This is a genomic window from Sphaerotilus sp. (assembly GCF_031429695.1).
Taxonomy (GTDB): domain Bacteria; phylum Pseudomonadota; class Gammaproteobacteria; order Burkholderiales; family Burkholderiaceae_C; genus Sphaerotilus.
On sequence record NZ_JANPAB010000082.1, the window covers coordinates 1 to 23,504 of the forward strand.

Here is a 23,504-nt window from a genome sequence, read left to right on the forward strand (position 1 = left end):
GTCGTTCACCGACAGCGGCCCGAACGAGCCGATCGACGCCAGGCAGCGCGCCTCGCCGATCGGCAAACCGGTCTCGCGTTCGTAGAGGTCGTGGCTGCTGCGGTCGGTCAGCTTGTTGAGCAGGTGCAGCCGGTAGGTCAGCGCACGGTCCAGGGAATCGGTCATGCCCGGGATTGCACCACATCCATCCCCGCCATCACATCGCCCGCACCAGCCACAGCGAGAGCGCCGGGAACGCCACCAGGAAGCCGATGCGCAGGAAGTCCGACGCCAGGAAGGGCATCACCCCCTTGGCGGTCTCGATGTAGGGCACGTCCTTGGCCAGCTTCTGGATGATGAACAGGTTCATGCCCACGGGCGGATGCACCAGCCCGATCTCGACCACCATCAGCGACAGGATGCCGAACCAGACCGACTTGTCCGGCACGCTCATGCCCCAGAACTCCAGCCCCATCACCATCGGATAGAAGATCGGGATCGTCAGCAGGATCATCGCCAGCGAGTCCATCACGCAGCCCAGCAGCACGTAGCACAGCAGCACCGCGACCAGCACTGCCAGCGGCGGCAGCCCGCTGTGCTTGACCCACTCGGCCAGCTCGGTCGGCAACTGCGTGATCGCCAGCGCCGAGTTCAGCAGGTCGGCGCCCAGCAGCACGAGGAAGATCATCGCCGTGGCGTGCGCCGTGCCGATCAGGCTCTGGCGGATGCCCGGCCAGCGCAGGCCGCCCTTGACGACGGCCAGCACGCCGCACGCCGCCGCACCGATCGACGCCGCCTCGGTCGGGTTGGCCCAGCCGCCGTAGATGCCGACGATCACGACCACGAACACCAGCAGCACCGGCACCACGCCGATCAGCGCCGACACACGCTCGGGCCACGGCACCCGTGCCGCCGCGGGGCCGGCCTTCGGGTCGAGCGTGACGACGAGGCGGATCACCAGCATGTAGCCGACCATCGCGATCAGGCCGGGGATCACCGCGGCGACGAAGAGTTTGCCGATCGACTCCTGCGTCAGCACGGCGTAGATCACCAGCGGCACCGAGGGCGGGATCATGATGCCCAGCGTGCCGGCGGCGGCCAGCGTGCCCGTGGCGAGCCGGCCGGAGTAGCCGTGCGCCCGCAGCTCGGGCAAGGCCACCTGCGCCATCGTCGCGGCGGTCGCCAGCGACGAGCCGCAGATCGCGCCGAAGCCGGCACACGCGCCAGTGGCCGCCATTGCCAGCCCGCCGCGCCAGTGCCCGAGGAAGGCCGCCGCACAGCGGAACAGCGACTTCGACAGCCCGCCGTGCGTGGCGAACTGCCCCATCAGCATGAACAGCGGGATCACCGCCAGGTCGTAGTTCGACAGCCGCGCATACGCCAGGTGGTTCAGCGTGAACAGCAGCGCGTTCGGGTCACCCCCGTTCATCGCCAGGAAGCCGGCCGCGCCGCCGATGAACATGCCCACGCCGACGTGGATGCGCAGCGCCAGCAGCACCAGCAGGCCAGCGAAGATCCACAACCCGATTGCCATGCCGCTCATGCTGCACCTCCCAATGCCACGCGAAGCGAGACCACGCACCGGTGCAGCGCCGCCAGCGCCAGCAGCACGAAGCTCGGCACCAGCAGCAGCACCGGCCACCACAGCGGCACCAGCAGCAGCGTCGAGACTTCCATGTTCTCCTTCGCCTCGGCGGTGTAGAGCCCCGTGCGCCAGGTCAGCAGCACCGCGACCACCAGCAGCAGCGCGTGCGCCAGCGTGTCCAGCGCCGCCCGGCCGCGTGCGCTCATCCACGTTGTCAGCGCATCGACCTTGATGTGGTGGTCGTCCATCTCGCACAGCGGCAGGAAGGTCGCCGACGCCACCGCCGCGCCCATCTGCAGCAGCTCCATGTCGCCCTGGATCGGCGTGGCGAACAGCTTGCGGCCGACGATCGAGACGATGGACATGCCCACGATGGCGCAGAACAGCATCCCGCCCGCCAGACCCCACCAGGTCACGACCCGGTGCAGCACACCAGCCAACCCGCTGGCAGGGGATGCGTCAGGCCGCGCATCGTCGGGCATCAGTTCAGCCATGGTGTGTCCCGGTGCTCACTTGCCGAGGTACTTGGCGCCGATGGCGTGAACGTCGGCGGCGAGCTTCTTGCCGTCGAGGCCCCGCGCATCGGCCTGCTTGATCCAGTCGGCCTCGACGCTGGCGGCAGCCTTCTTCATCGCGTTGTAGTCCTCCGGCTTGATGACGAGCACCTTGTTGCCCTGGGCGGTCATCTTCTTGCGGGCGTCGTTGTTGCCGTCGTCCCAGGTCTTGCCCGTCAGCTCAACCAGCGCCATGCCGCTGTTCTTGTCGATCACCGCCTTCAGGTCGGGGCTCAGGCCGTCGTACCTGGCCTTGTTCATCAGGATGGCCATCGGCGTCTGCGTGAAGCCGGGCTGGTTGGCCGCGCCTTCCATGTGGTACTTGGTGACCTCGTCGATCTTGGTCGCCGGCAGCACTTCCCACGGCGCCATCGCCCCGTCGATCACGCCCTTGGAGATGCCCTCGGTGACCTGCGCGACCGGCATGTTCACGGGGGTGCCGCCGAGCGCGGTCAGGAACAGCGCGGCGAAGCGCGACGGGCTGCGCATCTTCACGCCCTTGAAGCCGTCCACCGTCAGGATCGGCTTGGAGGCGGTGCTCATCACGACGTTGCTGGCGCTGAAGATGGCCAGCACGTGGAAGTCCTTGAAGTCGGCCTGGCCGTTCTTCTGGTAGTACTCCCACATCGCCTTCGAGCCGGTCATGCCCCCCGGCGGCAGCGAGAACGGCAGCTCCAGCGCCTCGGTGATCGGGAAACGGCCGGTCGAGTAGCTCGGCGAGGTCCAGACCACGTCGGCCACGCCGTTCTTCACCTGATCGACCAGTTGCGGCGGCGTGCCCCCGAGCTGCAGCGCGGGGTAGAGCTGGCACTTGAGCTTGCCGCCCGAGTCCTTGGCAATGGCCGCGCACCACGGCTCGGCCACGTTCTTGTGGAAGTTCGAGTTCGGCGCGAGGAAGTGCGAGAACTTGATGGTGACTTCCTGCGCGTGCAGCGCGGTGGCGCCCAGCACCAGGGGCAGTGCGGCCAGCAGCGGGCGGAGAACGGAGCGGGTGGACATGGCGCTTATCCTTGTTTGGTTGCTCACGCAACGATATGGATCAAAGGTTGTGTTCGCAACTATCGCTAACCCTAGCGACAGCGCGATGGCAGGTCACTGCCGGTAGGTCGGATCGATCCGGTCGATCAACCGCTGCAGCGCGGCAAAGGCGTCCTGCCCGGCGCCGAAGCGCGGATCGAAGTTCAGCGAATCGCGCACGCAGCCCTCCAGCACCGGCACCGGGATCGGCCGCAGCGCGCCGAGCCCCTGCGACGCAATCTGCACCTCGCAAGCCCGCTGCACCAGCCACAGCAGCGAAAACGCCTGCGCCAGCGTGTGTCCGATCACCACCGGGCCGTGGTTGCGCAGCAGCAGCACCGGCTTGTCCCCGGCGCTGGCGAGGATGCGGGCGCCCTCCTCCTGGTGAACCGTGATGCCCTCGAAGTCGTGGTACGCGACCTTGCCCCAGAGCTGGGCGGCGTAGAAGTTGGTGAACGACAGCCCCTCGTCGAGGCAGCACACCGCCAGCGTCGGCGTCGTGTGGACGTGCATGACGCAGTGCGCCTCGGGCCGCGTGGCATGTATGGCGCCGTGGAAGGTGAAGCCGGCCGGGTTGATCGGCCAGTCGCTGTGGCCGACGATGTGGCCGTCGCGATCGACCTTGACCAGGTTCGACGCGGTGACTTCGCGGTAGTGCAGCCCGAAGGGGTTGAGCAGCAGGTGCCCCTCCTCGCCCGGCACGCGCAGCGAGAGGTGGTTGTAGATCAGCTCCGACCAGCCAAGGTGGTCGAAGATCCGGTACGCGGCGGCGAGCTGCACCCGCGCGTCCCACTCTTCGGGCGAAAAACGGGCGGGTCGGACAAAGGCAGCGGAGGCAGCGGTCATGCAGAAACCTCTACATTGCTAACATGTGAGCAATGTAGAGGCCGACCGCCATCCGGTCAATCGGGGACTATCCCGGACGTGTGGCGCCGAGGTCGGCCGCTGCGTCGTCGATCATCTGCAGCACGGCCGGCGCATCGGCCAGCCGCGCCATCGCCAGCAGCGCGAAGCGCGCCAGGAAGAGCGGCGCCACCGGTTCGCCCAGCCGCGTCATGGTGTGGCACAGGCGGGTGTAGGCCTCGTCGAGTTCGGTGTCGGTCATGGTCAGTGGCTTGCTTCAGGGGCAGCGGTGCGAGCGGCAGGCTGCGGATGGAGGGTGTGCGCGATGGCGGCGGCGATCTCGTCCACCACGCCCATGCGCCAGCGGCCGAGCACGTGGCCGTCCGGCCGCACCAGGTAGACCGTGTCCGGACCGGCGCCGTACATCGGGAACAGCCGGCCGGTGACATCGCGGGCCGGCGTGATCGTCTCGACCACCAGCGGCACACCGCGCGCCGCCAGCGTCTCGGCCAGAGTCGCCAGCGCGGCGCCGATCGGGCTCGGCCCATCCGCACTGAAATGCAGCGCCGTGAACCCCGGGCCGAGCAGGTCCGTGACATGAGCGTTCACCACCGCACCGTCAACCCGCCGCACCACCGGGCATTCCGGCAGCACGGCGCCCGGCACCGGCCCGGCCGTGAACTCGGCCGAGCGGGCCGCGGCGGCGTTCAGCGGCGAGTCGGTGTAGGTGATGGCCGAGGTCTGGCGCGGGTTGATCAGCGAGCGCACCACCGGATGGCGCTCCGCGAGGCCCAGCACCGCCGTGCGCATCAGCTCGAACGCGAACGACGGCGGCGCCATGAACTCGGTGCTCCTGGTGCCGTAGCGCAGGTTCTCGTGCGTCGCGGCCACGCGCTCGTCGCTGTAGCTGTCGAGCAGCGCGGCGTCTGCCCGGCCCTGCACCACCCAGGCCAGCTTCCACGCCAGGTTGTCCGCGTCGTCGATGCCCGAGTTCGCGCCGCGTACCCCGAAGATCGGCACCAGATGCGCCGCATCGCCCGCGAACAGGACACGGCCGTGGCGGTAACGCTCCAGCGTCAGCGCGTTGGCCTTGTAGACGGTGGTCCAGATCGGCTGCCACGCCCCCGTCTCGCCCATCATCGCCAGCAGACTCTCGACCCGCGGCAACACGTTCTCGGGCCGGATCGCCGCCTCCGGGTCTTCGCCGTCGCGCAACTGGTAGTCGATGCGCCAGACCTTGTCAGGCTGCTTGTGGACCAGCACGGTCGAGCCGGGGTTGCACGGCGGGTCGAAATAGGCGAGCCGCTCGGTCGGCCGCGCGCTGTCGAGCAGGATGTCCACGATGACGTAGCGGCCCTCGTAGGACGTGCCCTTCAGCGGCAGCCCGAGCGCCTCGCGCAGCGTGCTGCGTCCGCCATCGGCGGCGACCACCCAGTCGGCCTCCAGCGTGTCCGGGCCATCGGGCGTGTCCAGCGTCAGCGTCACGCCATCGGCGCGCGTCTCGACCGCGGTGACGCGGGTCTGCCAGCGGATCTCGATCCGGTCCGCCAGCGCCTCGGCGCGGTCCAGCAGGATCTGCTCGATGTGGTACTGCGCCAGGTTCACCATCGGCGGCAGCTTCTGGTGGTCGTCCTGCGGCATCGTGAAATGCAGCACTTCGGTATCGCGGTAGAAGCTGCGCCCGCCGGTCCACGGCAGGCCGATTTTCAGGAAGCCGTCCAGCGCCCCCAGCCGCTGCAGGATCTCCAGACTGCGCCGCGAGATGCAGATCGCGCGGCTGCCGAAGCACACGCCATCATCGGCCTCGATCAGCACCACCGGCACACCCCGCTGCGCCAGCCCGATCGCGGTGCAGTAACCGACCGGCCCGCCGCCAGCCACCACCACCGGACGGCGGGCCGGGGTGTCGGCGGTGCGCACCGGGCGGCGGCCGATGTGGCGCCGGGCCGTGAAAGGATAGTCGGCAAACACGCGGGACATCGGGACTCCTTGAATTGGTTGCGCGTACAACAGTATCACCACAAGCCGACACACCGGACACCGTGGAATCCCTTGGTTGCATGTACAACCAAAGTGCCCGCGCAATCGACCCATCACCGCCGCCGCGCGCTCCTAGAATGGCCGCCCATGCACATCCACATCCTCGGCATCTGCGGCACGTTCATGGGAGGCGTCGCCGCGCTGGCCCGCGAAGCCGGCCACCGCGTCACCGGCTGCGACGCCAACGTCTACCCGCCGATGAGCGACCAGCTCCGCGCCCTCGGCATCGACCTCATCGAAGGCTTCTCGCCCGACCAACTGGCGCTGAAACCCGACCTCCACGTCGTCGGCAACGTCGTCAGCCGCGGCAATCCGCTGATGGAGGCCATCCTGGACGCCGGTCTGCCCTACACGAGCGGGCCGCAGTGGCTGGCGGAGAACGTGCTGCAGGGCCGGCACGTGCTGGCCGTCGCCGGCACGCACGGCAAGACCACGACGACCTCGATGCTGGCGTGGATCCTCGACCACGCGGGGCTGGAGCCGGGGTTCCTGGTCGGCGGAGTTCCGCAGAATTTCGGCGTCTCGGCCCGGCTTGGCCGCGTGGCACCAGGCGCGCCGTTTGTCATCGAAGCGGATGAATATGACACCGCCTTCTTCGACAAGCGCAGCAAGTTCGTCCACTACCGCCCGCGCACCGCCATCCTGAACAACCTCGAATACGACCACGCCGACATCTTCCCGGACCTGGCCGCGATAGAGACGCAGTTCCACCACCTCGTGCGCACCGTGCCGTCGCAGGGCCGGCTGGTCGTCAACATCCGCGAGGACGCGCTGAAGACCGTGCTCGCACGCGGCTGCTGGAGCACGGTGCAGCACTTCGGCGCGCGCAAGGAAGAGCCCGGTGCGCTGCGCAGCCGCGGCGAGCCGCACGCCTTCGACGTGCTGCGCGGCAGCATGAAGGTGGGTCGCGTCGAGTGGTCCCTGCTGGGCGAGCACAACCAGCTCAATGCGCTGGCCGCCATCGGTGCGGCCGAACATGTCGGCATCAGCCCGGCGCGGGCGGGCGAGGCGCTGGGCCGCTTCGAGAACGTGCGCCGGCGCATGGAGTTGCGCGGCGAGGCCGGCGGCGTGAAGGTCTACGACGATTTTGCCCACCACCCGACGGCGATCCGCACCACCGTCGACGGCCTGCGCCGCCGCATCGGCGACACGGCGCGCATCCTGGCGGTGTTCGAGCCGCGCTCCAACACGATGAAGCTGGGCGCGATGAAGTCGCAACTGCCGTGGGCGCTCGAAGAGGCGGACCTGTCGTTCTGCCACAGCGCCGGCCTGACCTGGGACGCCCGCGAGGCGCTGTCGCCGATGGGCAAGCAGGCGCGGGTCTGCGATTCGATCCCCGAGCTGGTGGACGCCGTGGTGCGGCTCTCAAGGCCGGGCGATCAGGTGCTGTGCATGAGCAACGGCGGATTCGGTGGGGTGCATGGAAAGCTGCTGGAGGCGCTGGCGAAGAAAGCGTGACCCCGGCATGACGTCTCCCGCTCCGCCCCGCACGACGCACCTGCTCTACCTGCACGGTTTCCGCTCCTCGCCGCAGTCGATGAAGGCGCAGAAGATGGCCGCCTGGGTCGCCGCGCACCGGCCGGACCTGACGTGGTGGTGCCCGCAACTGCCGCCCTCGCCCGCCGAGGCCCTGGCGCTGATCGAAGCCGGCACGCGCGACTGGCCCGCCGACACCCGCGCGGTGATGGGCAGCTCGCTCGGCGGCTTCTACGCCACCGTGGTTGCCGAGGCACACGGCTGCCGCGCCGTGCTGATCAACCCCGCGGTCGAACCTGCCCGCGATCTGGCCAAGTACATCGGTGAACTGACCGCGTGGCACGACCCGACGGACCGCTTCTTCTTCCGTGCCGAATTCGTGGACGAATTGCGCGCGATGGCACCGGGTCCGCTGCGTGCGCCGTCCCGCTATCAAGTCTGGATCGCCAAGGGCGACGAAGTGCTGGACTGGCACGAGATGTCGGCCCGCTACGCCGCGACCGACTTGCACCTGCTCGACGGCGGCGACCACGCGCTGAGCGATTTCGATGCCCACTTGCCGGCCATGCGCCGGTTCCTGCCACTGGACTGAGGTTTGTTTCCCATGCGATTGAAGGACAAGGTTTCGATCATCACCGGCGCCGCACAGGGCATCGGCCTGGCCACCGCGCTGAAGTTCGCCCGCGAAGGCGCCGTCGTCATCGTCTGCGACATGAAGCCCGAGGCGGTGGACGCCGCGGTCGCGCAGTGCCGCGAGGCGGGTGCGCAGGCGGCGGGCTTCGCCGTCAACGTCACCGACCGGGCCGCGGTCGATGCGATGGTGGCCGCCGTGAAAGCGCAGTTCGGCCGCATCGACGTGCTGGTCAACAACGCCGGCATCACCCGCGACGCCCGACTGCAGAAGATGACCATCGAGCAGTTCGACGCGGTGATCGACGTGAACCTGCGCGCCGTCTTCCACTGCGCGCAGGCGGTGACGGACACGATGGTGGCGCAAGGGTCGGGCGTGATCCTCAACGCCAGCTCGGTGGTCGGCATCTACGGCAACTTCGGCCAGACCAACTACGCTGCAGCCAAGTTCGGCGTCATCGGCTTCACCAAGACCTGGAGCCGCGAACTCGGGCCGAAAGGCATCCGCGTCAACGCGGTGGCGCCGGGCTTCATCGATACGCCGATCCTCGCGACGATTCCCGACAAGGTGCTCGACGGGATGCGTGCCGAAGTGCCGCTGCGCCGGCTGGGCACGCCGGAGGAGATCGCCAATGTCTACGCCTTCCTAGCGAGCGACGAGGCGAGTTATGTGAATGGGGCGGTGCTGGAAGTGGCGGGGGGGCTGACGGTCTAGCGGCGTGGCGGTCTAGAATTCATACAGAATTTCTGTACAGAAAGCTGCCCATGACCGCCGCATCAGTGAATGTCACCGAACTGCGCCAACACTTGCCGGACTACCTGCGGCAGGTGCAGCTTGGCGAGGAATTCACCATCACCTGGCACGGCCGCACGATTGCGCGCTTGATTCCAGATCAGACGACCGACGTGCGCGAAGCCGCCCGGCAACGCCTTCAGGCGCTGCGCGGCACGATGATCGTGGGCGATGTGGTCAACACGGCAGACGATGCGTCCACCCGTGACGCGTGGACCGGCAGGGCATGGCCGCCGGTCAGCTCGCCTGCTGTGACATCTCTCTCTGGGAAATTGCCATGCTGCAGGCGCGTGGCCGCATTCACCGGCCACCGGATCTGAGCATTGCGGCCTACCTCGACGACATCGTTCTGGCGATGGGCTTGACGGTATTGCCCATCACCTCTGCCATTGCCGAGCAGGCGCAACATCCCGATTTTCTGCACGGCGACCCGGCCGATCGCCTGATCGCCGCAACGGCCCTGGTCCACAAGGCCCCGATCATCACAGCGGACGGGACGCTGCGACAGGTGCCGGGACTGCGCTGCATCTGGTGAAGCTCAATACCCCGTCGGATACAGCGCCGTCGTGCCCATCACGATAGGCGCCCCGACCTTCGCCGGCACCTGGCTGACCTGGCTCATCGGGAACAGCAGCTTGCCCGACGGCGCGAAGTTGTAGGCCGCCACCTGCGCGCCCGCTGCGGCCGTGACCTTCACGCCCCACAGGTCGAACATCGGGCGCATGTCGCGGCCGATGATGAAGGAGCTGGCGATCAGCAGGAAGTCATTGCCGCTCATCGTCGAGGGGTAGGTCGCCGCGTAGGTGCCGAAGCCGAACTTCGCCGCCGACGCCGCCCAGGTCGCCTGGCTGGCGTCCACGTTGCGATCCAGCAGATAGGCCAGACTCATCAGCGCCCAGCCGTCGCCGAGGTTGCTGTTGTAGTAACGCGCGTGCTCGACCAGTTGCCGGTAGAACATCACCCGCTCCGAGTTGTTGGCGGCGTAGGCGGTGTTGCCCCAGAGGCTGGTGTTGGCGGTGTCGATCGGTGTCGCGGTGCCGAGGGCGGTCTTGAGCAGGTTGAACACCACCAGGCCGGTGCCTGCACGATCGACCAGCGGCGCGGCCACCCCGGCCGGCGACAGGTTGTACTGCGTGCGCTTGTGGACCGGGAAGATGTTGTTGGACACCTCGCCCGACTGGCCGGCGTAGATGTTGAGCCGGCTGCGCTGCAGGTTATGACCGATCTCGTGCGTCTCGCCCCAGCCCAGTGGCGCGAAGGCCCAGTCCTGGTCATACGGATTGCCGCTGCAGCCGTTGCCGCAGGCCGCGTGGACATCGCTGACGACGTGCTGCATGACATCGCGGCGGTGCTGCGTGCCCGTGCAGTCCCAGCCCTTGAGGGCGCAGAAGCTGGTCACGGCCGGCGAGAGCACGTACTGGCCGGCGGTGGCGGAGTTGAAGCCGGCGAGTTCGTAGGTGTCCTTGATCGTGTAGGTCCAGGTGTCCCCGACCAGCTTGGCCAGGTTGCCGCCGTAGCTGGCCATGCTGGACTTGAAGTTCGCCAGCGTCGAGTGCAGCGTCAGGGTATCGGTGGTGATGCCGACCCAGTTGGTGGAGGTTGCGGCCAGTTCGGCGTTGAAGGCCGTGACCTGGGCGGCGTCGTTGGCGTTGCGCAGCACGGGGTGGGTCGTCACGCCGGTCACTTGCACAGCCACCGCGGGCACCGTGCCGGTCGCCGCATCGACGTGCAGGAACAGCGGGCCGCCGTAGGGGCTGGTGATCGTCACCGTCTGGCCGGCTTTCAGCGGCGAGCGGGGAGCGGTCAACTGCGTCGGGCGGTCCAGGCCGGTCGGCTGGTTGAAGACCCAGGTGGTGTCGCGCAGCATGTTGATGCCGAACTGCACCACGCCGGAGCCGGTGTCGGTGCGGGTCAGCGTGACGGTGCGGCCCGGCATGACGTACAGGCCCGTCATGTGGTCGCGGGTGCCGGTCAGCGGCGGGGTGACCGTGACCGTGCGAGTCAGCGCGGCGGTCGTGGCCGGAATCAGGTTCGAGAAATTGCCCAGGTTCTTCGCGACAGCGGCATACGGCCGGTGGACATAGGCCGCCATGTCGGAGAAGTAGGCGCGGTAGAAGCCCGCCCCGCTGGTGGCCTTGTTCAGCGGGTAGACCACCGTCTCGCGGTACTTGTCGCCCAGCAGCACCAGCATCTTCTCCAGGGTGTAGCCAGTGCGTGAGAAGAGGGCCGTGCCATTGGCGTCCAGCGTGCGCAATGCGGTGCGGATGGTCTCGGCGGGGACGCCGAACTGCGCCATGTAGGTCGCGTCGCCCGAGCAGCTGATGCGGCCGGAGGTGGTGCAGCCGCTCCAGGTGGAGGTGAAGGTGCCCGTGTCGAGCCGGTTCACCAGCGCCTGCACGTCGGCCAGGTTGTTCGGCATGGCCGGCAGCGTCGCCGGATTGAAGCCCTTGAGGCCGTTCTGCGACCAGTAGTTGTTGACCTGTCCCAGCCCGAAGTAGTCGAGCATCCGGCCGGCCAGGTCGTTGGTGTCGCGGTAGTGGTGCAGGTAGAGCACCGGGATGCCACGGCTCTGGGCGTTGAGCACCGCTTGCATGACGGTGGCACCGTTGTAGGCGTTCGGGCCTTGCTCGCGGCCGATGACGAGCAGATCGACCCCTTGCAGGCAGGCGTCGAGCTTGTCGCCGTCACAGCGGTTGTCGGCCTGGGTGGCGGCGCCGGTGGTCACGCCGTTGATGGCGACGCCGGGGTACTTGGCGACGAACCAGGCACGGGTCTTGGTCTCGTGCGGGAACCAGTAGGTCTCGGTGCCGGGCAGTTGCGCGGTGACGATCTTCAGGTTGGTGAAGGTGGTGCGCTTGGTCAGCCACGCCACCGTGTTCATCATCAGCTTGTCCATCGACGCATTGCCGGGCACGCCGAAGGGGTTGCCGCCAAAGGCCGCGTAGCGGGCATTGCCGGCCGCGTTGGTGCCGGCGACTGCCAGCGTGGTGCTGGTCCCCGCACCACCGCTCGCGTAGCTCCAGTTGGTGGCCAGGATGGCCTGGTTCTGGATGCTGTCGAGCAGCGTGAACCAGGACGAATCGTGCGAGGGATCCCAGTCGAGGCTGGTCAGGCTGGTGGCGTTGGCGGTGCCGTCGGCGTTCAGGCCGAACAGGGACTGCTTGAGGCTGGCGTAGCTGGTCTGCTGGCCGCTCAGCAGCGTCTTGGTCGCCGCCATGACGGTGGACAGCGTGACGCCGGAGGCGTTGCCGGTCCTCAGTGCGGTTGCCATCGGATCCGCGGCCACCACCAGAGCCCGCACGCCCGGGGTGCTTTCGACAGCGGAATCGGCTTGGGCGACGGGGGTGTCCGTGCCGCCGCCGCAGGCGGCCAGCAACGCGGTGGCACTGGCGGTGGCCAGCCTGCCGATCCGACCAAGAGCGGACGGATGGGCTGACTTTTTCTTCTGCATCTGCATGGTTGTCCTTGTTCGAGACCTGGATTTATGTTCCCGATTATCGAAAAAGTACTAAATCGTTCCACGCAATAATTCTCACAACTTCTTCACATCACACAGTAAAAATCGATATTTGGTAACAAATGAAACTCAACTCCCCGGGCCATTGACCAAGGAGCACCAAACCAAGCTGGTGCCTGGTTTCGCATGAAAGCCACCGCGACACCATTGCGGCTCCTGATCCGCACCAGGGTGCCGACATTCGCCCGCAGGCGCCATCGGCGACAATCCCCCGCCTATGAATGCCCTCTTCGAAGACGCCGGAAAATTCCTCGCCGGGCGCGTGATGTCGGAAGCCGAAAGCTCGATGCAGATCGAGCTGGACTCTGGCAAGCGTGTCAAGGTCAAGGCCGCCAATGTGCTGCTCAAGTTCGACAAGCCCTCGCCCGCCGAGCTGATCGCCGAGGGCCAGCGGCTGGCCGAGGAGATCGAGCTGGAGCTGGCCTGGGAGTTCGCGCCGGAGGACGAGTTCGCGTTCGCCGATCTGGCGCGCGACTATTTCGACGCCAAGGCCGGCGCCACCCACCAGGCCGCCGCGCTGTTCAAGCTGTTCCACGCGCCGCACTACTTCCGCCGCATGGGCAAGGGCATGTTCCGCAAGGCGCCCGAGGACATCGTCAAGGCGGCCCTGCTCGCCATCGAGAAGAAGGCACAGGTCGCCGCACAGATCGAGACCTGGACCACCGAGCTGATCGCCGGACAGTGCCCGCAGCCGGTGCGCGACGAGCTGTACAAGATCCTGTTCAAGCCGGACAAGAACGGGCCGGAATACAAGGCCGTGGTCGAAGCCGCCAAGCGGGCGCAGCGCGCACCGCTCGACCTGCTGCTCGCCTGCAAGGCGATCGACAGCCCTTACCAGTTCCACTGGCGGCGTTTCCTGTTCGAGATCTTCCCCAAGGGCACGGGCTTCCCGGCCTCGCTCGTGGCGCCGCAGATCAAGGACGAACTGCCGCTGGCGCCCGTGCGCGCCTTCTCGGTGGACGACTCGGCCACGACCGAGATCGACGACGCGCTGTCGGTGCAGGGCCTGGGCACGGGCACCATCGTCTTCGGTGTCCACATCGCCGCCCCCGCGCTGGCGATCGCCCCCGATTCGCCCATCGACAAGGTCGCGCGCGACCGCCTGTCCACCGTCTACATGCCCGGCTGGAAGCTGACCATGCTGCCCGACGACGTGGTGCAGACCTACACGCTGCTGGAAGGCCGCGACTGCCCCGCCGTGTCGCTGTACGTGACGATGGACGAGGCGACGCTGACCGTGCAGTCCAGCGAGACGAAGCTGGAGCGGGTGCCGATCGCCGCCAACCTGCGCCACGACAAGCTCGACGCGGTGGTGACCGAGGCGGCGCTGACGGGCGCGGCGCCGGCCGACTTCCCCTTCGCCGCCGAGCTGGCCTTCGGTTTCCGGCTGGCGAAGCACCTCAAGGCGCAGCGCGAGGTCGTGCGCGGCAAGCCGGAAAACTTCAACCGGCCGGACTACAACTTCAAGCTCATCGATGCGGCGGGCCAGTCGCCGGTGGAGCCACCGAACGGGCACGAGACGGTCCAGATCAGCGAACGCCGCCGCGGCGCCCCGCTGGACACCATCGTCGCCGAGGCGATGATCCTGGCCAACAACACCTGGGGCGGCTGGCTGGCCGAGCTGGGCGTGCCGGGCATCTACCGCAGTCAGGCGAGCATGGCGCCGGGCGTCAAGGTGCGCATGTCCACCCGCGCCCAGCCGCACGCCGGCATGGGGGTGGCGCACTACACCTGGGCCACGTCGCCGCTGCGGCGCTACGTCGATCTGGTCAACCAGTGGCAGATCATTGCCTGTGCCCGCCACGGCCGCACCGCCGCACTGGTCGCACCGTTCAAGCCCAAGGACATGACGCTGATGGCAATCATCTCCGGCTTCGACACGGCGTACTCGGCCTACAACGGCTTCCAGAACGCCGTCGAACGCTTCTGGACCCTGCGCTGGCTGACGCAGAACGGCGTGACCGAACTCGACTGCGCGGTGATGAAGGACGGACTGGTGCGTGCGGACACGCTGCCGCTGGTGCTGCGCGCGGCCGGCGCGGATGCGATGCCACGCGGCGCGCGGGTGCGGGTGCGGCTGGGCGAGCCGGACCTGTTGACGCTCGAAGTCGGCGGCAGCGTCATCACCCGACTGGATGACCCGACCCGCAGCGATGACGATGCGGTCCTCGAAGACGACGCCGAGGAAGGCGCCGAAGCCGCAGCGACGGGGCTGGCGCTGGCCATCGACCTGGACGATGCCGAAGGCACCCCCGCCGCGACGACGGACACTGCCACCCCGGTACCATCGGCAACCTGACCTTCCGCCTCCTCGTTCGTCTCCGCCGATCCACGATGCAGCGCCTCAAGCAACTCTCGACCCTCCAGACCGCCCTGCTCCTGTCGGTCGGCCTGCACGCGGCGGTGCTGATGGTGCGGGTCGTGGATCCGCAGGCCTTCGACCGGATCCTGCAGGACACCCCGCTGGAGGTGGTGCTCGTCAACGCCAGCACCGCCGAGAAGCCGACCAAGGCACAGGTCATCGCCCAGCGCAACCTGGCCGGTGGTGGCGACGCAGACAAGGGCGTGGCCACCTCCCCGCTGCCGCCCTCGCCTGCCGACCAGGCCGGCAACGCCATCGACGACGCCACGCGACAGATCGAGCAGATGCAGGCCCTGCAGACGCAGCTGCTCACCCAGATCAAGCGCGAACTGGCCCGGCTCAACACGCCCGAACCGGTGCGGGCAGCCGACAAGACACCCTCCCAGGTCTACGCCGAGGAAGAGCGCCGCCGCCAGCTCATCGACCAGCTCGCGCAGATCGAGAAGCGCATCAACGACGAAAACGCCCGCCCGCGTCGGCGCTACGTCAGCCCGTCGGCCCGCGAAGGCGTCCACGCGGTCTACTACGACGCGCTGCGCCGCCGCATCGAGGACATCGGCACCCGCAACTTCCCCGAGGCCGAAGGCGCCAAGCTCTACGGCGAACTCAGCATGCTGATGGAGGTCGACAGCCTGGGCCGCGTCGTCGAGGCCGAGGTGATCAAGACCTCGGGCAACCGGGCGCTCGACCGCAAGGCGCAGTCCATCGTGCGCGGTGCCGCCCCCTACGGCCACTTCACGCCAGCGATGCGCGGCCAGTTCGACCGGCTGGTGTTCGTGTCGCGCTTCCGCTTCACGCGGGATCAGGGTGTGCAAGCCTCGGTCGAAGACGCCACGCCCAAGGATGCGCCCGCGCGTTGAGCGATCCGTCCCCCTTTCCCCACCGCTTCACTTTGCCCACCCCTGCCATGGACCGTTACGCCGTGATCGGCCACCCGGTGGAGCACAGCCGCTCCCCCGACATCCACGCCCGTTTCGCCGCCGAGACGGGGCAGTCGCTCGACTACCGCCACCTGCTCAGTCCGCTCGATGGCTTCACGGCCACGGCGCGCGCCTTCGCCGACGGCGGCGCGCGCGGCTGCAACGTCACTGTGCCCTTCAAGTTCGAGGCGTGGCAACTCGCCACGCGCCGCACGCCACGTGCCCAGCGCGCCGAAGCCGCCAACACGCTGCGCTTCGACGCCGAGGGCTGGTGGTGCGACAACACCGACGGCATCGGACTGGTGCGCGACATCACGGTCAACGCGGGCGTCGCGCTGGCGGGACGGCGCGTGCTGCTGATCGGCGCGGGTGGCGCGGCAGCGGGTGTGCTCGGGCCGCTGATCGAGGCAGGGCCAGCGGCGCTGGTCGTGGCCAACCGCACGGCGGACAAGGCGCAGGCCCTCGTCGCCCGCCACGCCGATCTGGCGCACGACCACGGCGTGGCGCTGGGTATCGCGCCGCTGGAGGCCCCGGGTGAGGCCTTCGACATCGTCATCAATGGCACCGCCAGCAGCCTCGCTGGTGCGGGCGTGCCGGTACCGGGCGAGGTGCTGCGGCCCGGCGCGCTGGCCGTGGACATGATGTACGGCGCAGGCGCCCGGCCCTTCCTCGATTGGGCGGCCCGGCACGGCGCCATCGGCCGCGACGGGCTGGGCATGCTGGTCGAGCAGGCGGCGGAGTCGTTTTTCGCCTGGCGCGGTGCGCGGCCGGACACCGCTCCGGTGCTGTCCGCCCTGCGCGCGCAGGTGGACGGCCTTCGCTGACGCAGACCGCAGACCGCAAACCGAGACACGATGGCTTCCACTACCCTGAACTGGCGCGGCCACGCCTGGCGGCTGCTGGCGTTGCTGCTGCTGAGCGCGCTGGCGCTGCAGCTCTACTTCGTGCTGCGCATCGCGCTGATGGTGGTGGTCGATCCACAGTCGACACCGTTCCAGCGCAGCGAGATCTGGCGGCTGGCGACCGAGCAAGGCCGTGTACTCTGGAGCCAGGAGTGGCGCAACCGCGACCGCATCAGTCCCCACCTGCAGCGCGCCGTGATCGCCAGCGAGGACGCCGGTTTCAACGAGCACAGCGGTGTCGAGTGGGACGCGCTGGAAAAGGCCTGGGCACGCAACCAGCGTGCAGAAACCGTGGCTGCTCGCCGCAAGGTCGAACCGAAGGTGGTCGGCGGCTCCACCATCAGCCAGCAGCTCGCCAAGAACCTGTTCCTCTCCGGCGAGCGCACCGCGGCACGCAAGGGCCAGGAATTCCTGATCACCTTCATGCTCGAAGGCCTGCTGAGCAAGCCGCGCATCCTGGAGATCTACCTGAACAACGTCGAGTGGGGCGAAGGCGTGTTCGGCGCGCAGGCTGCCGCGCAGCACTACTTCCACGTCGAAGCCCACCAGCTCGCCCCGGCACAGGCGGCGCGGCTGGCGGTGATGCTGCCGGCGCCCAAGCGTTTCGAGCAGCGGCCCGGCTCGCCCTACCTGGTCCACCGTGCCGCCTCGGTCCACGCACGCATGGGCGCGGTGCCCCTGCCATGAGTGAACTGACCGAAGAAATCGCTGCGATGGCCGCCCGGCTGGTGGTCGAGGAGGGCCTGGAATACGGCCCCGCCAAGCGCCGCGCCGCGCGTGACCTGGGCCGCGGGGCGTCGCGCAGCGTCAACATGCCCGACAACGACCTGGTGGAAGACGCCGTGCGCGAATACCTGTCGGTGTTCTGCGCCGACACGCAGCCGCTGGAGCTGGTTGCGCTGCGCGGCGTGGCGGCACTGTGGATGGAGCGGCTGGCCGAATTCCGCCCCCACCTGACCGGCGCGGTCTGGCGCGGCACGGCGACGCGGCTGTCCGCCGTCCACCTGCAGCTCTACTGCGACGACTGCAAGTCGGCCGAACTGGCACTGATCAACCAGGGTGTGGACTACGACGTGGGCAGCGTGAACGGGCCGCGCCACCAGCCCGTCGATGTGCTGAGCCTGTCGCAGCGCTGCGACGCGCTGGGCGGGCCGGTGACGGTGTTCCTCACCATCCTGGACCATGACGACCTGCGCGGCGCCCTCAAGCCCGACACCCGAGGTCGCACGCCGCGTGGCAACCTCGCGGGCCTGCACCGCCTGATCCTGACCAACGAGGAGAACACGCCATGAACCGCAGAAGCTGGATCGGGTTGAGCGCCGGAGTGGCGGTGGCCGCCGGTGGCGCTGGCTGGCTCGCACGCCAGCGCACCCCGATGGCACAGCCCGGCACGGGGTCTGTCGCTGGTCCTGCGGTTTCAGACAACAGTCGGCAGGATCCGTGGTCCCTGCGCTTCGACCGACCGGAGGGCGGCACACTGGCACTGGCGGACTTGCGCGGACGACCGCTGCTGATCAATTTCTGGGCGACCTGGTGCCCGCCCTGCGTCAAGGAAATGCCACTGCTCGACACATTCGCCCGTGCGCAGGCGGCCCGCGGCGCAGCCGGCTGGCAGGTGATCGGACTGGCGGTGGACAGCTCCACGCCGGTGCGCGACTTCCTGAAGAAGACACCGGTGGGTTTTCCCATTGGCCTGGCGGGCTTCAGCGGCACCGAGCTGGCGCGTCAGATGGGCAATGCAACCGGGGGGCTTCCCTACACCGTCGTGCTCGGCGCAGATGGCAATGTTCTCCACCGCAAGCTGGGTGAGACCAATTTGCAAGAACTGCAAGAGTGGACCGGTACCGCAGGCTCCAGCACCACAGGATGAACGGATTGGTTCATGCATGAACCCCAGCCCGTGGCATCATCGCAGACCTCATCGGCGGGGTTTCAATTTGTGAAGGCCCTCATCGAATGGGACCGAAAAGCGCGTAAAGTCCGGGTTCTGGCTGACAAACCCGCGGCAACACGACCCATCTGACGCGAGTCCTGCACGCGAATCGACAGGACCGCCGCCGGCAAGCGGGGCGCGCATCCGACTGCCCCGCCCACTGCAACCCGAGAATCACGGAGCCCCCATGGACCTTCGCAAGCTGAAGACCCTGATCGATCTGGTGTCGGAATCCAATGTCTCCGAGCTGGAGATCACCGAAGCCGACGGCAAGGTGCGCATCGTCAAGCAAAGTGCAGCCCCCGCCATGGTGATGGCCGCGCACTACCCCGGTCAGCCCATGCACCCGATGGCGCACGCCGCCCCAGTGGCCGCTGCCGCCCCGGTTGCCCCGGTGGCCGAAGTCATCACCGGCCATGTCGTCAAGTCGCCGATGGTCGGCACCTTCTACCGCGCGTCCAACCCCGGTGCCAAGGCGCTGGCCGATGTGGGCACGGTCGTCAAGAAGGGCCAGTCGGTGTGCATCATCGAGGCCATGAAGATCATGAACGAGATCGAGTCGGACGTGGACGGCACGGTCACCAAGGTGTACGTCGAGAACGGGCAAGCCGTCGAGTACGGACAGCCGCTGTACATCATCGAATAAGGCCGGCGCCATCATGTTCAAGAAGATCCTGATCGCCAACCGCGGCGAGATCGCCCTGCGCATCCAGCGGGCGTGCCGCGAGATGGGCATCCAGGCGGTGGTGGTGTATTCCGAGGCCGACCGCGACGCCAAGTACGTCAAGCTCGCCGACGAAGCCGTCTGCATCGGCCCCGCCGCGTCGCAGAAGAGCTATCTGCACATGCCCGCGATCATCTCGGCCGCCGAGGTGACGGACGCCGAGGCGATCCACCCCGGCTACGGCTTCCTGTCGGAGAACGCCGACTTCGCCGAGCGTGTGGAGAAGAGCGGCTTCGCCTTCATCGGCCCGCGCCCGGAGTCCATCCGGCTGATGGGCGACAAGGTCTCGGCCAAGGAAGCGATGGTCAAGGCGGGTGTGCCGACCGTGCCGGGCTCGGTAGGCGCACTGCCCGACGATCCGAAGGAAATCATCCGCATGGGTCGCGAAACCGGCTATCCGGTGATCATCAAGGCGGCGGGTGGTGGCGGTGGCCGGGGCATGCGGGTGGTGCATTCCGAGGCGACGCTGCTGCACTCGGTGGAAACGACCAAGGCGGAAGCTGGCGCGGCCTTCAACAATCCAGCCGTCTACATGGAGAAGTTTCTCCAGAACCCGCGCCACATCGAGATCCAGATCCTCGCCGACCAGCATGGCCACGCCGTGTGGCTGGGCGAGCGCGACTGCTCGATGCAGCGCCGCCACCAGAAGATCATCGAGGAAGCGCCGGCCCCCGGCATCCCGCGCAAGGTGATCGAGAAGATCGGTGAGCGCTGCGCCGCCGCCTGCCGCAAGATCAACTACCGTGGCGCCGGCACCTTCGAGTTCCTGTACGAAAACGGCGAGTTCTTCTTCATCGAGATGAACACCCGCGTGCAGGTCGAACACCCGGTGACGGAACTCGTGACCGGCATCGACATCGTGCAACAGCAGATCCGCATCGCCGCCGGGGAAGAACTGCCCTTCACCCAGAAGCAGATCACCCAGCGCGGCCACGCCATCGAATGCCGCATCAACGCGGAAGACCCCTACAAGTTCACCCCGTCGCCCGGCCGCATCACGGTCTGGCACCCGCCGGGCGGACCGGGCGTGCGCGTCGATTCGCATGCGTACAGCAACTACGTCGTGCCGTCGAACTACGACTCGATGATCGGCAAGATCATCGTCCACGCTGACACACGCGACCAGGCGCTGGCCCGCATGCGCAGCGCGCTGAGCGAGATGCTGGTCGAGGGCATCCAGACCAACATCCCGCTGCACCGGCAACTGATGGCCGACGCCGCGTTCATGGAAGGCGGTACCAGCATCCATTACCTGGAAGGCTGGCTGGCTGCACGGAAGACGCTGGGATGATCGAGCTGACCCTGCTGTGCCCGGCCGATCAGGTCGATGCGGTGTCCGATGTCCTGATGGAAGAGCTGGACGCGCTGGCCGTCACCGTCGAGGACGCGGATGCCGACACGCCCGACGAGGCACCCATCTTCGGCGAGCCGGGGATGCCGGCAACCCTGTCGGCCAGCATCAGCGGCTGGCAGCGGTCGGTCGTCAAGGCCCTGTTCAACGACGAGGACGCGGCCACCGACGCCTGCACCCTGCTGCTGGCCCAGGACGGCGAGGACGGCGACAGCGCGTTCACCGATCTGCACGTCCAGGGCCTGTATCCGGTGGCGGACCAGGACTGGGTGCGGCTGACGCAGTCGCAGTTCGAGCCCGTGCTGATCACGTCCGAGTTCTGGATCGTGCCGTCGTGGCACAAGCCGCCCGCTGGCGCCACGCGCGTGATGCGGCTGGATCCTGGCCTCGCCTTCGGCACCGGCACGCACCCGACCACCCGGATGTGCCTGCGCTGGATCGCCCGCCATGCAGATCTGTCGAACCCGTGGCCGCGTGTGCTCGACTACGGCTGCGGCTCGGGCATCCTGGCCATCGGCGCCGGGCTGCACGGTGCGCGGGACATCGATGCGGTGGACATCGACTTAGCCGCCGTGGAATCGAGCAAGACCAATGCTGCGGCCAACGGCGTGGCGCTGCGCCGGGTCGGCCTGCCCGACTTGGCCGAAGGCCAATACCCCGTGGTGCTCGCCAACATCCTCGCGGCACCGCTGAAGCTGCTGGCACCGCTGCTGAGCGGCCATGTCGCCCCCGGCGGCTCGCTGGTGATGGCCGGCCTGCTGGAGCGCCAGATCGAGGAACTGCAGACGGCCTATGCGCCATGGCTCGCGCTGGAAGTGGCAGACCGTGAAGATGGCTGGGTCCTGCTGACGGCGCGCCGCCCCTGAGTCCGGATGGCAATGGCATGATTCCGGCATGAGTCTGGCCACTTCCTGTCCTTCCTGCGGCACCGTGTTTCGGGTGGTTCAGGACCAACTGAAGGTCTCCGAAGGTTGGGTCCGCTGCGGGCATTGCCAGGAGGTGTTCAACGCACTGGAGGGTTTGTTCGACCTCACCCGGCGCGACACCACCACGCCGGAACCCTCACCCGATCTGGCCGTCCCAGCCACCAGCAATCCGAACGACCCGGCCTGGATGGAGACCCGCCCGGCCATGTTCTCCGACGGCAAGGTGCTGCGCGAGCGTCAGGAAGCACGACAGAACCGGTCGTCGACACCGGCCTCCCCGACACGGGTGGAGATCAGCACCCGCCGGGCCGCCACCTGGGATCCCTCGGTCCAGGAGCCGGAACGCGGCATGGCACCGACCCAGCCCGATCCGGGCGCCTGGCGCACCACGAGCGCGGACACCAGCCTGCCCCTTTCTCCGCCCGCTTCCGACGAGTTTCTGCGCGGCTCCAGCTTTGAAGCTCCGGTGCCGGACAGTCTGCTCGCCGAGCCGAATTTCGACGCCGCAGCGCCGAGTGCCGAAACCGCTTATCCCGCCACCACGCTCGAATTCCGCTCCGAGGCCTTCAGTGCGTTTGCCGCGGCCCATCTGCGCCGCGACGGGCGCCCGGAGGTTGATCTGCCACTGGAGTGGCCCACGGCACCAGTCCCGCTGGCGCCACAGGCAGCGGAAGAACCCCCACCGATACCGGAACCCGTTCCAGTGGATGCGCTCGCGTCGACCACCGAACCACCGGCAAGCCCATTCGAGGCGGTCGTCTCCACACCGATCGCCGAACCAGCCGCACCAGAACCCGGCCAGCCCACGTTCGACGATCTGGAAAAGACGCTGGACCTGAGTGCCGGGCTCCTGCCTGTCCGGTCAGTGCCGGATGAGGCCGTTGTGACACCGCGGTCTCTGCCGAACAAGATGGCAGACACGGTGACCGACGCCGCACCGCTGCCCGAGTTCGTGCGCCGTGCCGACAGCCAGGCCCGCTGGCACCGACCCATCGTCCGGGCGGCCCTGTGCGCCATCGTCATGCTGCTGACCGGGTTGCTCGTGTGGCAGACCGGTCAGCATTGGCATGACCTGATCGCTGCCCGCTGGCCGATCACCCGGCCACTGCTGGCGCGTGCCTGCGTGCAGTGGCAGTGCCAGTTGCAGGCCCCGCAGCAGCTCGACGCGCTGGTCGTCGACAGCACCACGCTCAGCCGCCCGCCCAACGCCGACGGCTACGTGCTGGGCGTGACGCTGCACAACCGGGCCAGCCACGCCATCGCCGCGCCGCACATTGAACTCAGCCTGACGGACCTGGCCGGCGCTGTGGTGCTGCGCCGGGTGCTGACGCCGGCGGAATTCCGGCAGACCGGCACGCTGGCGGCGCAAAGCGATGCCAGCTGGAGCCTGGAATTCACCAGCGCCAACCAGCGCATCGCTGGCTACACGCTGGCCGCGTTTTATCCCTGAGCCTGGGCCAGCAGCGTGGCTGCGTCGCTGACCTCGAACTTGCCGGGGCTTTCGACGTTGAGCGTCTCCACGACGCCGTTGTCCACCAGCATCGAATAGCGCTGCGAACGCACACCGAAGCCCTTGGCGGTCAGATCGAGCACCAGGCCGGTGGCCTGCGTGAACAGCGCGCCACCATCGCCCATCATGCGCACCTTGCCAGCCGCGCCGTTCTCGCGGCCCCAGGCGCCCATCACGAAGGCGTCGTTGACCGACAGGCACCAGATTTCGTCCACGCCCGCCGCCTTGAATGCGTCCACCTGGGCGATGTAGCCCGGCAGGTGCTGTGCGGAGCAGGTCGGGGTGTAGGCACCCGGCAGCGCGAAGAGAGCAATCTTCTTGCCGGCGGTTTCCTTGGCCACATCGAAGGCATTCGGGCCGATCGAGCAGCCATTGCCCTCGACTTCGACGTATTCGAACAGGGTGCCCGCGGGCAGTTGGTCGCCAATTTTCAGCATGGGAA

The 23,504-nt window shown here is 68.0% G+C and carries 23 protein-coding genes; 15 read left to right on the forward strand and 8 right to left on the reverse strand.

The features are described from left to right. Positions 1-196: 196 nt before the first annotated feature. The 6 genes from RMP06_RS16290 to RMP06_RS16315 form a co-directional block, all read right to left on the reverse strand. A complete protein-coding gene (locus tag RMP06_RS16290; RefSeq protein WP_310462848.1) occupies positions 197-1,522 on the reverse strand; it encodes a TRAP transporter large permease in 1,326 nt (441 codons plus the stop codon). Beyond that, positions 1,519-2,058 (reverse strand): TRAP transporter small permease, encoded by a 540-nt coding sequence (locus tag RMP06_RS16295; RefSeq protein ID WP_310462849.1) that lies wholly within the window; start codon positions 2,056-2,058, stop codon positions 1,519-1,521. Before RMP06_RS16295 ends, RMP06_RS16290 begins: the two co-directional genes overlap by 4 nt. Positions 2,059-2,073: 15 nt before the next feature. Further along, positions 2,074-3,117, reverse strand: coding sequence for a TRAP transporter substrate-binding protein (locus RMP06_RS16300; RefSeq protein ID WP_310462850.1), 1,044 nt, complete (start codon positions 3,115-3,117; stop codon positions 2,074-2,076). 93 nt (positions 3,118-3,210) lie between these two features. Then, positions 3,211-3,981 (reverse strand): class II aldolase/adducin family protein, encoded by a 771-nt coding sequence (locus RMP06_RS16305; RefSeq protein ID WP_310462851.1) that lies wholly within the window; start codon positions 3,979-3,981, stop codon positions 3,211-3,213. Positions 3,982-4,048: 67 nt separating this feature from the next. Then, positions 4,049-4,240, reverse strand: a complete 192-nt coding sequence (locus tag RMP06_RS16310; RefSeq protein WP_310462852.1) for a hypothetical protein — start codon at positions 4,238-4,240, stop codon at positions 4,049-4,051. Between the two features lie 2 nt (positions 4,241-4,242). Continuing rightward, the gene (locus tag RMP06_RS16315; protein WP_310462853.1) at positions 4,243-5,958 is read right to left on the reverse strand and encodes an FAD-dependent oxidoreductase; all 1,716 of its coding nucleotides are present in this window, start codon (positions 5,956-5,958) and stop codon (positions 4,243-4,245) included. 147 nt (positions 5,959-6,105) lie between these two features. On the opposite strand from RMP06_RS16315, the gene mpl reads away from it, so the two are divergent. Genes mpl through RMP06_RS16340 form a run of 5 tightly spaced genes read left to right on the forward strand, consistent with a single transcriptional unit; the run spans position 6,106 to position 9,452 of the window. Beyond that, positions 6,106-7,476, forward strand: coding sequence for a UDP-N-acetylmuramate:L-alanyl-gamma-D-glutamyl-meso-diaminopimelate ligase (gene mpl, locus RMP06_RS16320; protein WP_310462854.1), 1,371 nt, complete (start codon positions 6,106-6,108; stop codon positions 7,474-7,476). A 7-nt stretch (positions 7,477-7,483) separates the two neighbouring features. Next, the gene (locus tag RMP06_RS16325; protein WP_310462855.1) at positions 7,484-8,086 is read left to right on the forward strand and encodes a YqiA/YcfP family alpha/beta fold hydrolase; all 603 of its coding nucleotides are present in this window, start codon (positions 7,484-7,486) and stop codon (positions 8,084-8,086) included. Between the two features lie 12 nt (positions 8,087-8,098). Then, on the forward strand, positions 8,099-8,839 hold the full coding sequence (fabG, locus tag RMP06_RS16330; RefSeq protein ID WP_310462856.1) for a 3-oxoacyl-ACP reductase FabG: 741 nt from the start codon (positions 8,099-8,101) through the stop codon (positions 8,837-8,839). 50 nt (positions 8,840-8,889) lie between these two features. After that, entirely contained in the window at positions 8,890-9,237 is a 348-nt protein-coding gene (locus RMP06_RS16335) for a type II toxin-antitoxin system Phd/YefM family antitoxin (RefSeq protein ID WP_310462857.1), read from the forward strand. Beyond that, on the forward strand, positions 9,195-9,452 hold the full coding sequence (locus RMP06_RS16340) for a PIN domain-containing protein (RefSeq protein ID WP_310462858.1): 258 nt from the start codon (positions 9,195-9,197) through the stop codon (positions 9,450-9,452). Before RMP06_RS16335 ends, RMP06_RS16340 begins: the two co-directional genes overlap by 43 nt. A gap of 3 nt (positions 9,453-9,455) precedes the next feature. Here RMP06_RS16340 and RMP06_RS16345 read toward each other — a convergent pair whose 3' ends face one another. Next, a complete protein-coding gene (locus tag RMP06_RS16345) occupies positions 9,456-12,176 on the reverse strand; it encodes an ImpA family metalloprotease (RefSeq protein WP_409050187.1) in 2,721 nt (906 codons plus the stop codon). Between the two features lie 475 nt (positions 12,177-12,651). Here RMP06_RS16345 and RMP06_RS16350 point away from each other — a divergent pair, with 475 nt between their 5' ends. The 10 genes from RMP06_RS16350 to RMP06_RS16395 all read left to right on the forward strand — a co-directional run bounded on the left by RMP06_RS16350 (position 12,652) and on the right by RMP06_RS16395 (position 23,002). Further along, on the forward strand, positions 12,652-14,733 hold the full coding sequence (locus RMP06_RS16350; RefSeq protein WP_310462860.1) for a ribonuclease catalytic domain-containing protein: 2,082 nt from the start codon (positions 12,652-12,654) through the stop codon (positions 14,731-14,733). Positions 14,734-14,768: 35 nt separating this feature from the next. Beyond that, a complete protein-coding gene (locus tag RMP06_RS16355) occupies positions 14,769-15,656 on the forward strand; it encodes an energy transducer TonB (RefSeq protein WP_310462861.1) in 888 nt (295 codons plus the stop codon). 47 nt (positions 15,657-15,703) lie between these two features. Further along, a complete protein-coding gene (aroE, locus tag RMP06_RS16360) occupies positions 15,704-16,540 on the forward strand; it encodes a shikimate dehydrogenase (protein ID WP_310462862.1) in 837 nt (278 codons plus the stop codon). A 30-nt stretch (positions 16,541-16,570) separates the two neighbouring features. After that, the gene (gene mtgA, locus RMP06_RS16365) at positions 16,571-17,305 is read left to right on the forward strand and encodes a monofunctional biosynthetic peptidoglycan transglycosylase (RefSeq protein WP_310462863.1); all 735 of its coding nucleotides are present in this window, start codon (positions 16,571-16,573) and stop codon (positions 17,303-17,305) included. Further along, on the forward strand, positions 17,302-17,910 hold the full coding sequence (locus RMP06_RS16370; RefSeq protein ID WP_310462864.1) for a hypothetical protein: 609 nt from the start codon (positions 17,302-17,304) through the stop codon (positions 17,908-17,910). The genes mtgA and RMP06_RS16370 overlap by 4 nt, the downstream gene beginning before the upstream one ends. Continuing rightward, positions 17,907-18,488 (forward strand): TlpA family protein disulfide reductase, encoded by a 582-nt coding sequence (locus RMP06_RS16375; RefSeq protein WP_310462865.1) that lies wholly within the window; start codon positions 17,907-17,909, stop codon positions 18,486-18,488. Before RMP06_RS16370 ends, RMP06_RS16375 begins: the two co-directional genes overlap by 4 nt. A gap of 250 nt (positions 18,489-18,738) precedes the next feature. Continuing rightward, positions 18,739-19,197, forward strand: a complete 459-nt coding sequence (gene accB / locus RMP06_RS16380; RefSeq protein ID WP_310462866.1) for an acetyl-CoA carboxylase biotin carboxyl carrier protein — start codon at positions 18,739-18,741, stop codon at positions 19,195-19,197. A gap of 13 nt (positions 19,198-19,210) precedes the next feature. Continuing rightward, the gene (gene accC / locus RMP06_RS16385; protein ID WP_310462867.1) at positions 19,211-20,566 is read left to right on the forward strand and encodes an acetyl-CoA carboxylase biotin carboxylase subunit; all 1,356 of its coding nucleotides are present in this window, start codon (positions 19,211-19,213) and stop codon (positions 20,564-20,566) included. Beyond that, on the forward strand, positions 20,563-21,492 hold the full coding sequence (gene prmA / locus RMP06_RS16390) for a 50S ribosomal protein L11 methyltransferase (protein WP_310462868.1): 930 nt from the start codon (positions 20,563-20,565) through the stop codon (positions 21,490-21,492). Before accC ends, prmA begins: the two co-directional genes overlap by 4 nt. Positions 21,493-21,520: 28 nt before the next feature. Further along, on the forward strand, positions 21,521-23,002 hold the full coding sequence (locus RMP06_RS16395) for a zinc-ribbon and DUF3426 domain-containing protein (protein ID WP_310462869.1): 1,482 nt from the start codon (positions 21,521-21,523) through the stop codon (positions 23,000-23,002). On the opposite strand, the gene RMP06_RS16400 is transcribed toward RMP06_RS16395, so the two are convergent. Then, entirely contained in the window at positions 22,993-23,499 is a 507-nt protein-coding gene (locus tag RMP06_RS16400; protein ID WP_310462870.1) for a peroxiredoxin, read from the reverse strand. The two genes, RMP06_RS16395 and RMP06_RS16400, sit on opposite strands and share 10 nt — an antisense overlap. Positions 23,500-23,504: the final 5 nt, after the last annotated feature.